Annotated in this window: 14 protein-coding genes; 10 read left to right on the forward strand and 4 right to left on the reverse strand. The window is 73.8% G+C overall.

Annotation, left to right across the window (positions count from 1 at the left end):
• Both AMK25_RS24300 and AMK25_RS24305 read left to right on the forward strand, forming a co-directional pair.
• On the forward strand, positions 1-464 hold a 464-nt coding region (locus AMK25_RS24300), incomplete at its 5' end, for a hypothetical protein (protein WP_073830713.1).
• Between the two features lie 137 nt (positions 465-601).
• A complete protein-coding gene (locus tag AMK25_RS24305; protein ID WP_073830886.1) occupies positions 602-1078 on the forward strand; it encodes a hypothetical protein in 477 nt (158 codons plus the stop codon).
• A 38-nt stretch (positions 1079-1116) separates the two neighbouring features.
• On the opposite strand, the gene AMK25_RS24310 is transcribed toward AMK25_RS24305, so the two are convergent.
• A complete protein-coding gene (locus AMK25_RS24310) occupies positions 1117-2208 on the reverse strand; it encodes a GlxA family transcriptional regulator (RefSeq protein ID WP_198937669.1) in 1092 nt (363 codons plus the stop codon).
• Positions 2209-2279: 71 nt separating this feature from the next.
• Between AMK25_RS24310 and AMK25_RS24315 the strand changes: the two genes are divergently transcribed.
• Positions 2280-3578 (forward strand): MFS transporter, encoded by a 1299-nt coding sequence (locus AMK25_RS24315; RefSeq protein ID WP_073830715.1) that lies wholly within the window; start codon positions 2280-2282, stop codon positions 3576-3578.
• A gap of 27 nt (positions 3579-3605) precedes the next feature.
• On the opposite strand, the gene AMK25_RS24320 is transcribed toward AMK25_RS24315, so the two are convergent.
• From AMK25_RS24320 to AMK25_RS24330, 3 genes are read right to left on the reverse strand one after another with little or no spacing between them, the layout of a single operon-like run.
• Complete coding sequence (locus AMK25_RS24320) at positions 3606-4328, reverse strand: RICIN domain-containing protein (RefSeq protein WP_073830716.1); 723 nt, start codon at positions 4326-4328, stop codon at positions 3606-3608.
• A gap of 48 nt (positions 4329-4376) precedes the next feature.
• Complete coding sequence (locus AMK25_RS24325; RefSeq protein WP_030501939.1) at positions 4377-4661, reverse strand: DUF427 domain-containing protein; 285 nt, start codon at positions 4659-4661, stop codon at positions 4377-4379.
• A 40-nt stretch (positions 4662-4701) separates the two neighbouring features.
• Positions 4702-5172, reverse strand: a complete 471-nt coding sequence (locus tag AMK25_RS24330; RefSeq protein ID WP_073830887.1) for an aminoacyl-tRNA deacylase — start codon at positions 5170-5172, stop codon at positions 4702-4704.
• A 91-nt stretch (positions 5173-5263) separates the two neighbouring features.
• Here AMK25_RS24330 and AMK25_RS24335 point away from each other — a divergent pair, with 91 nt between their 5' ends.
• The 7 genes from AMK25_RS24335 to AMK25_RS24365 all read left to right on the forward strand — a co-directional run bounded on the left by AMK25_RS24335 (position 5264) and on the right by AMK25_RS24365 (position 12606).
• Positions 5264-6649: an FAD-binding oxidoreductase gene (locus AMK25_RS24335; protein WP_073830717.1), complete on the forward strand. Its 1386-nt coding sequence runs from the start codon at positions 5264-5266 to the stop codon at positions 6647-6649.
• Positions 6646-7989 (forward strand): class I SAM-dependent methyltransferase, encoded by a 1344-nt coding sequence (locus tag AMK25_RS24340; RefSeq protein WP_073830718.1) that lies wholly within the window; start codon positions 6646-6648, stop codon positions 7987-7989. The genes AMK25_RS24335 and AMK25_RS24340 overlap by 4 nt, the downstream gene beginning before the upstream one ends.
• Before the next feature lie 91 nt (positions 7990-8080).
• On the forward strand, positions 8081-8641 hold the full coding sequence (locus tag AMK25_RS24345) for a winged helix-turn-helix domain-containing protein (protein ID WP_073830719.1): 561 nt from the start codon (positions 8081-8083) through the stop codon (positions 8639-8641).
• A complete protein-coding gene (locus tag AMK25_RS24350) occupies positions 8634-9461 on the forward strand; it encodes an SRPBCC family protein (RefSeq protein ID WP_073830720.1) in 828 nt (275 codons plus the stop codon). The genes AMK25_RS24345 and AMK25_RS24350 overlap by 8 nt, the downstream gene beginning before the upstream one ends.
• 78 nt (positions 9462-9539) lie before the next feature.
• Complete coding sequence (locus tag AMK25_RS24355) at positions 9540-9773, forward strand: zinc-ribbon domain-containing protein (RefSeq protein ID WP_073830721.1); 234 nt, start codon at positions 9540-9542, stop codon at positions 9771-9773.
• A 260-nt stretch (positions 9774-10033) separates the two neighbouring features.
• Positions 10034-11104, forward strand: a complete 1071-nt coding sequence (locus AMK25_RS24360; RefSeq protein WP_073830722.1) for a hypothetical protein — start codon at positions 10034-10036, stop codon at positions 11102-11104.
• Positions 11101-12606 carry a hypothetical protein gene (locus tag AMK25_RS24365; protein WP_073830723.1) on the forward strand — a complete coding sequence of 502 codons (1506 nt, stop codon included), beginning with the start codon at positions 11101-11103 and terminating at the stop codon, positions 12604-12606. Before AMK25_RS24360 ends, AMK25_RS24365 begins: the two co-directional genes overlap by 4 nt.
• The last annotated feature ends 99 nt before the right edge of the window (positions 12607-12705 follow it).

Genomic DNA, 12705 nt, shown 5'->3' on the forward strand with positions numbered 1-12705 from the left:
AGCCGGTGAGCGTGAGCGTGCAGGGTGACAAGCTGATCCCGCACGGTGTGCAGGGCACCCAGTCGCGCATCGACCTGAACGACGAGCAGACCGCGAATGTGAAGGCGATCATCGCGGCGACGAAGAAGGCCGGCATGGACGAGCGCGCCGCCGTCGTCTCGATCGCCACGGCGCTGCAGGAGTCGAAGCTGGAGAACCTCGGCCACCTGGGTGACCGTAACGACCACGACTCGCAGGGCCTGTTCCAGCAGCGCCCCTCCTCCGGCTGGGGCACGGTCGAGCAGATCACCGACCCCGAGTACTCCACGACCGCGTTTCTGAAGGGTCTGAAGCAGGTCGACGGCTGGCAGGACATGCCGCTGACCAAGGCCGCCCAGACCGTCCAGGTCTCGGCCTACCCGGACCACTACGCCCAGTGGGAGCAGCAGGCCGCCGACCTCGTCGCCGAACACTGGAACAAGTAAGCACACAAGCGTGAAAGGCCGGCACCCCGAGACGGGGTGCCGGCCTTTTCGCCTGTCCGGACCCGTCCGGGTGAACCGGGCGCGGTAGCCGGGGTGGGCGCGGCAGCGGCGGGGGTTGGATGCGACACATGGACGAGGTGGACGTCGCGGCACTACGGCAGGCGTACGACGAGCTGCTCGCGGAGATCGACGCGGGCGGGTTCGGGCCGCCGCCGGAGGGTCAGTTGAGCGCCGATCAGATCGTGGCGCACCTCGCCGCCAACGACGAGCTGATGAGCGAGGCGACCGAGGCGGTGCTGGCCGGCTCGCCGTTCGCCTACTACGACCTGGACACCATCCACCGCCCCCAACTGGACGCGCTGGTGTCCGAGTGCGGCGGGTTGGACGGCCTGGCGGCGCTGTTCCGGGCCACCAGCCAGAAGCTGTGCGCGTTGGCCGAGCGGCTCGGCCCGGCGGCGGAGACGCCTGTGGACACGGTGCTGCGCGAGGGCTTCGACCTGGACGTGGACGACTCGCTGCCGTGGGGCAGGGCCCTGGACCTGCACATCCGCGTGCACCTGCCGCTGCATCTCACCCAGCTCCGCGCCCTGCGCCGCCAGCCCCACCTCGCCTGACCGCGAGACCGCCCGCCCGCCGATCGTCACGCCGCCGATCATGCAGTTGTGGCAGTGGACAACTCCGACACGTCCGGCCTTCCAGGCGCCACAACTCCAAGATCGGCGGGAGCAGGCGAGGGCGGGGCAGCGGGCGAGGGCGGGGCGGGGGACGCCGCGGGGGAAGGGCGGCGGAACGTCCGGCGGTACGCGCTCGGTGCCACGCCCACCCGGGCGTGAAAGTGCTGGCGCAGCGCGGCGGTGGTGCCGAAGCCAGCGTCCCGGGCGATGCGGTCGACGCTCAGGTCAGTGGTCTCCAGGAGTACCCGGGCGTGCTCGGTGCGCTGCTGGAGCAGCCACTGCGCCGGGCTGAGCCCGGTCTCGGAGCGGAAGTGCCGGGTGAACGTGCGGACGCTCATCCGCGCGTGCGCCGCCATCTCGCGCAGCGCCACCGGCTCGTGCAGGCGTTGCCGGGCCCACTCGCGGGTGGCGGCGGTGCCGTGGTCGGTGCCCCGGGGCACCGGCCGTTCGATGTACTGGGCCTGCCCGCCGTCGCGCCACGGCGGCACCACGCAGCGCCGGGCCGCCCGGTTGGCCGCCGCGCTGCCGTGGTCGGTGCGGACGACGTGCAGGCACAGGTCGATGCCGGCGGCCACCCCGGCCGAGGTGAGCACGCGTCCGTCGTCGACAAAGAGAACGTCGGGGTCGAGCCGTACGCCGGGGTGCAGCCGGCGGAAGCGCGGCGCGTACGCCCAGTGGGTGGTGGCCGGACGGCCGTCGAGCAGACCGGCGGCGGCCAGCACGAACGCGCCGGTGCAGATGGACATGACGCGAGCGCCCCGGGCGTACGCGGCGCGCAGCGCATCGGCCACCTCGGCGGCCATCGTGCCGCCGAAGAGCGGCGCGCCGGAGTGGATGCCGGGGACGATCACGGTGTCGGCGGTGTCGAGGAGTTCCAGGCCGTGGTCGGGGAGCACCTGGAAGCCGGCGCTGCTGCGTACCGGGTGCCCGCCCGGAGTGCAGGTCGTGACGGCGTACAGGGGAGTGCCGTCTACGGTGCCGGCGGCGCCGAAGACCTGGGCCGGGGTGCCGAGGTCGAGCGCCACCACGCCGTCGAGGGCGAGGACGGCGACCCGGTGCGGTACGGACATGGCCCGATTATTGCGCACGATGGCTTTCCGGCCACTCGTCGCCGGGGCCATCCCGGTCCGAGACTCGGCTGGTGACCCGATCCCGCCTGCATCCGGCCTGGCTCGTCGCCGCCGTCGCCTTCGTCGCGCTGGTCGGCGCGGCCGGCTTCCGGGCCACCCCCGGCGTGCTGCTGCACCCGCTGCACGCCGAGTTCGGCTGGCCGCTGGCGACCATCTCCGCGGCCGTCTCGGTCAACCTGCTGCTGTACGGCCTCACCGCGCCGTTCGCCGCCGCGCTGATGGACCGGTTCGGCATCCGCCGGGTGGTGGCCGGGGCACTGGTGCTGGTGGCCGCCGGCAGCGGCCTGACCGTGGGGATGACCGAGAGCTGGCAGCTCCTGCTCTGCTGGGGCGTCCTCGTCGGGCTGGGTACCGGCTCGATGGCCCTGGCGTTCGTGGCGACGGTGACCGGGCGATGGTTCGTCAAGCGCCGCGGCCTGGTGACCGGTGTGCTCACCGCAGGTGGGGCGGCCGGGCAGCTCGTCTTCCTCCCGCTGTTGGCGGTGCTGGTGCGCGACCACGGCTGGCGCACGGCGGCACTCGTCGTGGCCGGAGGCGCGCTGGCGGTCGTACCCCTTGTGGTGTGGTTGTTGCGTGAGCACCCGGCGGACCTGGGGCGGCCCGCTTATGGCGCGACCGAGGTCGTGCCGCCGCCGCGGCCGGAGGGCGGCGCGGCGGCCCGGGCGGTCGGCGCGCTCGCCGCCGCCGCGCGGACGCGGCCGTTCTGGCTGCTCGCCGGTGGTTTCGCGATCTGCGGCGCGACCACGAACGGCCTTGTGGGTACGCACTTCGTGCCGGCGGCGCACGACCACGGCATGCCGGAGACCACCGCGGCCGGGCTGCTCGCCCTGGTCGGGCTCTTCGACATCGCCGGTTCGATCGCCTCCGGCTGGCTCACCGACCGGGTCGACGCCCGGCTGCTGCTCGGCGCCTACTACGCGCTGCGCGGGGCGTCGCTGCTGGTGCTGCCGAGTCTGTTCGCCGGGTCGGCCCGGCCGAGCATGCTGGTCTTCATCGTCTTCTACGGGCTGGACTGGGTGGCCACCGTGCCGCCGACGGTGGCGCTGTGCCGGGAGTGGTTCGGCGCGTCCGGGGCGGTGGTCTTCGGCTGGGTGTTCGCCGCGCACCAGTTCGGCGCCGCGCTCGCGGCCACCGGCGCGGGCCTGGTCCGGGACCGGCTCGGCGACTACGCGCTGGCCTGGTACGCGGCGGGCGCGCTGTCGGTCGGCGCGGCCGGGCTGTCGCTGCTGCTGCGGCGCCGTCCCGCCGACGAGCCCGCGTTCGCGCTGCCGGTGGTCGCGGGCCGGCGGGCCTGGAGCTACCGCGGCTGACCGGCCGGAGTCACCGGGGCTGACCGGTCAGCCGACCGCCCACTGCTGCTCGGGAGCGCCGCTGCACGGCGCCTGCTCCAGCTCGCGGCCGGGCTCGGTGCCCGCGTCGTCGACCTGGGCGCACTTGCCGCTGTGCACGGCCACCAGCAGCGCCACGCCGTCGCCGGCCTGCTGGAGCCGCCACTGCTGGTTGGCCTGCCCGTTGCAGGACCACTGCTGCACGTCCGCGCCGTCGTCGGTCTTCGCCTCGTTGACGTCCAGGCACTTGCTGCTCGCGGCGTTGACGAGCAGGTAGGTGTCGTTCGTGACCGGCGTGACCACCCACTGCTGCTCGGGGCCGCCGGTGCAGTCGGCGAGCGCGGCCTGCGCGCCCTCGGCCTCGTCGCCGGTCACGCCGAGGCAGCGCCCGGACGGCACGCCCCGGAGCACCTTCGGGGTGGCCACCGGCGCGGCGGGCGTTGTCGGCGGCGCGCTCGGTGAGGGCGACGACGACGGCGTGGGCTCGGCAGTCGGTTCCGCGCTCGGCTCGCTCGGCGCCGCGGTCGGCACCGCTGCCGCCGGCACCACCGGCCGCTCGTTGCCGCCGCCGAGCACGCCGGTGGCGAAGAAGGCCCCGAGGAGTACGCCCGTCGCGCCGACGCCCAGCGCGATCCGCATCAGCGGGTCCTGCGGCAGCCGGAGACCACGGGCGCCACGGGCGCGGCGGGCCCCGTAGACGGTGCCGGACGGGTCGGAGTGCGGGTCGGCCATGGGGGCATAGTGACCCACCGGGGCCGCCGGGTGCCAGTCGAGCCGGTGTCAGTCGACGACCCGGACGTCCTTCCAGAACGCCACCCGGTCGCGGACCATCTCCGCCTCCGGCTTCGGGTCGCTGTAGTACCAGACGGCGTCCGGGCTGGTCGCGCCGCCGTGTTCGAGCGTGTAGTAGGAGGCGGTGCCCTTCCACGGGCAGACCGTGTGGGTGTCGGAGGGGCGGATCAGGTCCTCGCGCAGGGCAGTACGGGGGAAGTAGTGGTTGCCCTCGACCAGCACTGTGTCGTCGCTCTCGGCGACGACGAGGTCGTTCCAGACGGCTTTCGGCATGTCCTCCACGCTATGCCGCCGTCCGCCCACCGGCCACCGGTCAGCGCGTCGGCTCCTCGTCGGTCACGTCGGCCACCGTCGCGTCGAGCGCGGCCAGCGCGGCGTCCGCGTCGACAGCGACGGCGAGGCCGTGCTCGCCCGCGCCGAGCGTGATCTCCCGGCCGCGCAGCCGCTCGTCGGCGACCACCGGCCAGGCGGTGCTGGACCCGAACGGCGTGATGGTGCCGCGCGCGTATCCGGTGGCGTCCTTCGCCGCGGCGGCGTCCGGCATCGACAGCCGGCTCACCCCGAGCAGGGCGCGCAGCTTCGGCCAGGAGATCACCCGGCCGCCGGGGGCCAGCACGAACAGCAGGTCGCCCTCGCCGCGGCGGACCACGATCGTCTTGACCACGTCCGGCACCTCGACGCCGCGCGCCGCGGCCGCCTCGGCGAGGCTCGCCACCGGCCCGTGCCGGATGACCCGGTACGGCAGACCGGAGTGGTCGAGAGCGGTCAGCGCGGGATTCGCCATGGCGGTCACGGTAACGCGAGTGTCGACGGCGTGTCGGCGAGGCCACCGTGGACGTCCCACGAATTGTCGTACCCGAGCGTAAGGTGATCTCATGCACGCTGTCCGTGATCATGAACGGGCGGTGGACACGCTGCGGCGCTCCTACGCCGCGGTGCCCGCCGGGGAACCCGTACGGCTGGCCAAGCAGACCTCGAACCTCTTCCGGCCCCGCTCCGCGCCGCGTACCCCGGGTCTGGACGTGAGCGGCCTGACCGGTGTGCTCGCCGTCGACCCGGCGGCCCGCACCGCCGACGTGCAGGGCATGTGCACCTACGAGGACCTGGTCGACGCGACGCTGCCGCACGGCCTGATGCCGCTGGTCGTGCCGCAGTTGCGCACGATCACGCTGGGCGGCGCGGTGACCGGCCTGGGCATCGAGTCCACCTCCTTCCGCAACGGCCTGCCGCACGAGTCGGTGCTGGAGATGGACGTGCTCACCGGCGCCGGGGAGATCGTCACGACCCGGCCCCGGGGCGAGCACGCCGACCTGCACCGGGCCTTCCCCAACTCGCTGGGCAGCCTCGGCTACGCCACCCGGCTGCGCATCGAGCTGCAACCGGTCCGCCGGTACGTGGCGCTGCGCAACATCCGGTTCACCCGCCTGGAGGAACTGGTCGACGCCGTCGGCGAGGTGGTCGCCAAGGGCGCCTGGGGCGGCGAGCCGGTCGACGCCATGGACGGGGTGGTGTTCAGCCCCGGCGAGTCCTACCTGGTGCTGGGCACGTTCACCGACGAGGCCGAGGGCGGCCCGTCCGACTACACCGGCCAGGACATCTACTACCGCTCGCTGCGTCGCCGCACCCGGGACACGCTCACCGCGTACGACTATCTCTGGCGGTGGGACACCGACTGGTTCTGGTGCTCGGCGGCGTTCGGGGTGCAGCATCCGGTGGTGCGGCGGCTGTGGCCGCGGCGCTACCGGCGCAGCGACGTCTACCACCGGATCGTGCGGCTGGAGCACCGGCACCAGGTGGCCGCCCGCGTCGACAGGTGGCGGGGTCGCCCGGCGCGCGAGCGCGTGGTGCAGGACGTGGAGGTTCCGCTGGACCGCACGCCCGAGTTCCTGCGCTGGTTCGCCGCGAACGTGGGCATGACGCCGGTCTGGCTGTGCCCGCTGCGGCTGCGCGAACCCGCCGGCCCCGGGTCGGCGAAGGCGTGGCCGCTATATCCGCTCCAACCGGGCGAAACGTATGTGAACATCGGCTTCTGGGGAAGCGTGCCCATCGCGGCGGGCGCCGCCGACGGCGACGTCAACCGGCAGATCGAGCGCATGGTGTCGGAGGTGGGCGGTCACAAGTCCCTCTACTCCGACGCGTACTACGACCGGGGCGAGTTCGACCGGCTCTACGGCGGGGACACCTGGCGCGCCGTGAAGGACCGCTACGACCCGGACCACCGACTCACCGGACTGTACGAGAAGGCGGTATCCCGAGCATGAGTCTGACCGACCGAACACCCGGGGCGGCGAGCGCCCCGGCCGGCCCGCCGGCGGGCGGCCGGCATACCGGACCCACAGTCGCGGACGTGGTCCGCGCGGTCACCACCGGCGACCTGCCCGTCCGGGTCACCGGCTACGACGGCAGCACGCTGGGCCCGGCCGACGCCGGGATCACCCTGGCGATCCGTACCGAGCGGGGCCTGTCCTACCTGCTCACCGCGCCGGGCGACCTGGGCATGGCCCGGGCCTACGTCAGCGGCGACCTGGGGCTGGAGGGGGTGCATCCGGGCGACCCGTACGAGGCGCTTCGGGTGATAAAGGACGAGGTGTCGCTGCGGATGCCGGCGGTCGCCGAGGCGCTCGCGCTGGTCCGGGGCCTGGGCTGGGAACGGCTGCGCCCGCCGCCGCCCCCGCCGCAGGAGGCGGCGCCGCGCTGGCGGCGGCTGATGACCGGCCTGCGTCACTCGCGTACCCGGGACAGCAGCGTGATCTCCCACCACTACGACGTGTCGAACGCCTTCTACGAGAAGGTGCTCGGGCCGTCCATGACGTACACCTGCGCGGTCTTCCGCAGCCCCGGCGACACCCTGGAGGAGGCGCAGCGGGCCAAGTACGACCTGGTCGCCGGCAAGCTGGCGCTCAAGCCGGGGATGCGGCTGCTGGACGTCGGCTGCGGCTGGGGCGGCATGGTCCGGCACGCGGCCCGCGAGTACGGCGTCAAGGCCCTGGGCGTCACCCTGTCCCGCGCGCAGGCCGAGTGGGCGCGGGCCGCGATCGAGCGGGAAGGGCTGAGCGAGCTGGCGGAGGTGCGCCACCTCGACTACCGGGACGCGCCGCGCGAGCAGTTCGACGCGATCTCCTCGATCGGGCTGACCGAACACATCGGCGTGCGCAACTACCCGGCCTACTTCGGCGCGCTGCGCTCCCGGCTCAAGCCCGGCGGGCGGCTGCTCAACCACTGCATCACCCGCGCCGACAACCGGGCCCCGCACCGGTCCGGCGCGTTCATCGACAGGTACGTCTTCCCCGACGGCGAGCTGGCCGGTCCGGGCCGGCTGATCAGCGAGATCCACGACGCCGGGTTCGAGGTGCACCACGAGGAGAACCTGCGCCAGCACTACGCGATGACTCTTGCCGGCTGGTGCCGCAACCTGGTCGAGCACTGGGACTTCTGCGTCGGCGAGGTCGGGCCGGGCACCGCCAAGGTGTGGGGGCTGTACATGGCCGGTTCCCGCCTGGCGTTCGAGCGCAACGGCATCCAGCTGCACCACGTGCTCGCCACGCACAACGGCCCGGAGGGGGTGAACGGGTACCCGCTGCGTCCGGACTGGACGCCCTGACGCGACGTACCGACGAGAGGCCGCGCGGACCGCGCGGCCTCTCGTCGAAGCCATTGACAAAGAAGTTTTGTACGTACAAACTGATTTTGCCATGAGAGACGTCCTGTACCTGGAACAGCGCGAGCAGGCCGAAGTCCTGCTCAAGCCGCAGCGCATCGAGGTGCTGCGGCAACTGGCCGAACCCCGCACCTGCACCGAGGTCGCGGGCCGGCTGGAGCAGACGCCGCAGCGCGTCTACTACCACGTCAAGCAGCTCGTCGCGGCCGGGCTGGCCGAGCAGGTGGCGCAGCGGCAGGTGCGCGGCATCACCGAGGGCATCTACCAGGCCGTCGCCCGGTCGTACTGGCTCTCGCCCCGCCTGGTCGGCCGCATCGGCGGCGCCCGCCGGGCCCGCGACGAGCTGAGCCTCGGCTACCTGCTCGACCTCATGGAAGAGGTGCAGGCCGACATCGCCGCGCTGGACCGCGCCGCCCCCGAACTGCCGTCCATCGGCGTCTCCGGCGAGATCCGGGTGCCCGCCGAGCGGCGGCAGGAGTTCCTGCACGACCTGCAGACGACGCTGCAGGACCTGTTCACGCGCTACGGCGGCGCCGAGGGGGACGCCTTCAAACTCGCCGTGGCCTGCTACCCGAAAGGCGACAAGCATGAGTGAGCCGATGACCATCCGCGCCCGCCTCGCCGCACCGGTGGCGACCGTCCGCCGGGCCCTGACCGACCCCGCCGAGCTGCGCGTCTGGCTCGCCGAGCACGCCGAGGTCGAGCTGCCCCGGCGGTACGAGTTCTGGGGCCGCTACACGCCCGAAGGTGACGCGCCACACCAGCGGCTGCTGCACGTCGACGACCGGACGCTGCGCTTCGCGTGGACGCTCGACGGGGTGGAGACCACCACCGAGTTCGAACTGGAGCCCGACGGCGACGGCACCCTGCTCACGCTGCGGCAGAGCCACTTCGACTACGCGGAGGCGATGAGCGGCAGCAGCATCCGGGGCGTGCTCCAGACGTACTGGTACCTGGCGATCGCCCACCTCAACGACCACCTGGACGGCCGGCCGCTGCTGCCGCGTACCGACTTCACCTCCGCCGACCTGCGCGGCGAGGTGGTCATCGACGCGCCGATGGACAGGGTGTGGACGTCGCTCACCGACTCGGCACAGGTCACCGCCTGGTTCGGCTACCCGATCGGCGTCGAGCCCTGGGAGGGCGGCCGGTACGCGATGGGTGGCCTCGACGCCGGTGAGGCCGCGAAGGTGTTCGACGTGACGCCGGGGCGGGCGCTGTCCATCGACTGGGGACCGGTCGGCGTGACCTCCTGGGAGCTGGCGGAGACCGACGGCCGGACGAAGCTGACGTTCGTGCAGTCCGGCTTCGACGAGGGCAACCCGCCGTACGCGGCCTGGAGCGGCAACGTGGCCGGGTGGGCCGAGCTGCGCCGCTTCCACGAGGTGCCCGACTGGCAGCCGATCTGGGTGTAAGGAAGGGCCCCCTCTTAACGCCTCCGGTAGAGGAGGGGGCCCCTTTTAACACGGACCCCGGGTGGGTAATGCCGGGCGATGTTCTTCATCTTCGGGCTGCGCACCAAGGTCGTCCGGTCCGGCGTCGTCACCGAGGTCTGCCGCAACTGCGGCAACCAGGCCGCCCAGGTGATCACCCGCCGGGTCACCAAGTTCAGCCTCTTCTTCGTCCCGTTGATCCCGCTGCGCACCCGGTACGCGCAGCAGTGCACGTTCTGCGGCGCCGAGTACGACATCTCCCGCGCCGAGGCCCAGCGCCTCCCGGTCGGCTGACCGTGACCCGTTTCCTCTACTGGCTGATCGGTCGGCAGCCGGCCGCCCCGATCGCCCCGCCGGTGCACACCGCCGCGCGTCCGCCCTGCACGCCGGGCCGCCGGCACCGTCGCCGGCGTCGTCCGGACGCGGGCGCGCAGTCGCCCCGCGCGCCCTGGAACCGTTCCGCCGGCCGGTGACCGGGCGGTCCCCCTGTGTTAACAAGGGGCCCTTCCTCTACCGGAGGCGTTAAGAGGGGGCCCTTCCTTACACTTCATCGGGTGGAAGATCGGCTGGCACGGATCCGGGGTGGTGGACCGCCGCGGCGGCACAACGCCCGCACCATCGCCGCGTTGACCGGCAACCCTGGCTGCACCCGGCGCGCCGTGCTGGACAGCGCGGGCGCGGACAAGCCGGCGCTGGCCGAGCGGCTCGGCTTCCCGGCCCGGTTCGGCCAGTCCCGCTTTGCGATCACCCGGGGCAACGCGTTCGAGGCGCAGGTGAAGGCCGACGGCGGGGCGGAACTGCTGCGCCTGGTCGCGGAGCGGCTCGGCGTACCGGTGCCGGAGGGCGCGACCTGGACCGACCTCGGCGCCGACGACGACCGGCCGGAACGGTCGCGGGCGGCGCTGACCGCGAGCGGCGACGGCCCGGCGTTGTTCGACCACCCGCTGCTCGGCCTGGACGTGGCCGGTACCCGGGTGCACCTGGAACCGGACCTGGTCGCCGCCCGGCTGGCCGGCCGGTTCCACGTCGTGGAGATCAAGTCGTTTCCGGTGATCGACGGGCAGGCCGACCCGGGCAAAGTCGCCGCCGCCGCGATCCAGTCCGCCGTCTACGTGCTGGCGCTGCGCGAACTGCTCGCCGCCGAGGGACGCGACCCGGAGCTGGTGTCGCACGAGGTGGTGCTGGTCTGCCCGCGCGACTTCGCCAACCAGCCGGTGGCCAGCCTGCTCGACGTGCGCCGGCAACTGCTCGTGCTGCGCCGCCAGCTGGCAAGGATGGCCCGGGTCGAGGACCTGCTCGCCGCCGTACCGGCCGGGTTCACAGTCGATCCCGCGGCCGATCCGGCCACGCTCGCCGCCGCGCTGCACGAGGTGCCGGCCCGCTACGCGCCGGACTGCCTGGCCGCCTGCGAGCTGGCGTACTTCTGCCGGCACGAGGCGCGCGGGCAGACGGGCGCGCTGGGCCGGCCGGTCCGCGAGGCGCTGGGCGGCGTCGAGGAGGTGGCCGACGTGCTGGCGCTCGCCGAGGGTTCGGCCGCTCCCGAGCCGGAGCAGGCGGAGGCCGCCGCGCTGCTGCGGGCCGCCGCGCGCCTGCGCGCCGACGCCCTCGCCGGGCAGACCGCATGAGTACGCTGCGCGCGCTCGCCCGGGCGCAGGCGGTCGCCTCCGGGCGGGCCCAGCCGGTGGCCACCGTCCGCCACCTGCACCTGTCGGAGCGGCCACTGGTGGTGGTGCCGCTCGCGCTCGCCGGTGAGGCGAACGCCCCGCTCGCCGCGATTGTCGGCGCCGCGCCCGACGAGGCCCGGCTGCTCGTGGTGCCGCAGCCACGCAACCGGGACCAGCGGTTCGCGTTCGCCGCCGAGCTGGCCGCGATCGTGCTGCCGTACCTGGACGAGTTCCGTGACCTGACCGAGGCGGTACCGGTGGACCGGGGCCGCGACGTCCGCCACCGGTACGCCGACGCGCCGCAACTGCTGGTGCCGAACCCGGCCGGGATCACGTTCCTGCGGCTGTTCGGGCGGTCCACCCGGTTCCGCCGTACCGACGGCGACTATCCGGTGCATCAGTCGGTGCCGATGCTCGGCCGCTGGCTGACGTTCTTCGCCGAGCGCGCCGAGCAGCCCGGCTCGTCGGCGCTGCTGGCGCTGACCGAGGCGCTGACGTTGCACTGGGCGACCGGGCAGAGCACTGTGGAGGATCTGCATCTGCCGGCGGTGCTGGGCTGGCTCGACCCGCCGGCCGGGTTGACCGGCGCCGAGGCGGCGGCCCGCGCCGAGGACCCGGCCCACTGCCCGCCGGCCGGGCCGGCCACCGACCCGGACTTCGACAACCGCCGGCTCGCCCCGGCGATCGAGGCGTACACCCGGGCCGGGGACGACCCGGTCGCGCGCGCGGCCGCGTACGACGAGCTCGTCGGTCTGCTGCGGGACCAGCTCGCGCCCACCTGGGAGCTGATGTGGCGCGGCGTGGGGCTGTTGCGGACGCTGCCGGCCGGCGCGCGGGTGGCCGGCCGGTGGGCCGGTGACCGGGACGCGTTCACCGCGCACGCCGAGCACGTCGACGCCGGGGGTGGTCCGCAGCCGCGGCGTGACGGCGCGGTGGCGGCGGCGCTGCGGTTGCAGCGGCTGGAGCGGGCGTCGACCGCGTGGGCGGTGCAGCGCGCCTACGACGATCCGCTGGTGATGGCCGAGCACCGGCTCGCCGGGGAGGCGTTCGTCGGCGAGGTGACGCTCGCCGACCCGGCGCGGGTGGACGACTCCGGCAAACGGCCGGTGCTGCGCCCGCGCATCCAGGTGGTCACCACCGAGCCGGTGCCGATGCCGGTGGGCGCGAGACTGTTCTCGCCGCAGCGTCCGGCGCAGAAGGCGACTGTGGTGTTCGTGACTCCGGGCGCGGACGGCAAGACCGAGGTGGTGCTGGAGCTGTCCGGCGGGATGGGCCGGGGGCTGACCGCGCCGCCGGGCAGCGTCCCCGAGGTGGGGGAGCGGATCTGCCTGACCAGCCTGTCGGACGTTTTCCTGCCGGGCGGTGCGTTCCCCGCGCCGGAGGAGACACCGTGGACGCACGGCGGGCCGCCCGGCACTGCCGCCGCGCCGCAGGACCCGGCCCCGGCGGAGGACTGGTCCTGACCTGTCGCGGCACTCGCGGCCGCCTGGGTACGGTCCGCTGACCGACAGCCGTCGACTCTGGCGGCGGCCCCCGGCGCTGACTAGGCTTGCGCCGTCCGT

It is taken from the genome of Micromonospora sp. TSRI0369 (assembly GCF_001905625.1).
Lineage (GTDB): Bacteria > Actinomycetota > Actinomycetes > Mycobacteriales > Micromonosporaceae > Micromonospora > Micromonospora echinospora_A.

Bases quoted from the DNA above. Each gene is read 5' to 3' on its own strand.
- AMK25_RS24310 (WP_198937669.1), bottom strand. From the start codon at position 2,208: ATGTCCGTACCGCACCGGGTCGCCGTCCTCGCCCTCGACGGCGTGGTG.
- AMK25_RS24320 (WP_073830716.1), bottom strand. From the start codon at position 4,328: ATGGCCGACCCGCACTCCGACCCGTCCGGCACCGTCTACGGGGCCCGC.
- AMK25_RS24325 (WP_030501939.1), bottom strand. From the start codon at position 4,661: ATGCCGAAAGCCGTCTGGAACGACCTCGTCGTCGCCGAGAGCGACGAC.
- AMK25_RS24330 (WP_073830887.1), bottom strand. From the start codon at position 5,172: ATGGCGAATCCCGCGCTGACCGCTCTCGACCACTCCGGTCTGCCGTAC.
- AMK25_RS24335 (WP_073830717.1), top strand. From the start codon at position 5,264: ATGCACGCTGTCCGTGATCATGAACGGGCGGTGGACACGCTGCGGCGC.
- AMK25_RS24340 (WP_073830718.1), top strand. From the start codon at position 6,646: ATGAGTCTGACCGACCGAACACCCGGGGCGGCGAGCGCCCCGGCCGGC.
- AMK25_RS24345 (WP_073830719.1), top strand. From the start codon at position 8,081: ATGAGAGACGTCCTGTACCTGGAACAGCGCGAGCAGGCCGAAGTCCTG.
- AMK25_RS24350 (WP_073830720.1), top strand. From the start codon at position 8,634: ATGAGTGAGCCGATGACCATCCGCGCCCGCCTCGCCGCACCGGTGGCG.
- AMK25_RS24355 (WP_073830721.1), top strand. From the start codon at position 9,540: ATGTTCTTCATCTTCGGGCTGCGCACCAAGGTCGTCCGGTCCGGCGTC.
- AMK25_RS24365 (WP_073830723.1), top strand. From the start codon at position 11,101: ATGAGTACGCTGCGCGCGCTCGCCCGGGCGCAGGCGGTCGCCTCCGGG.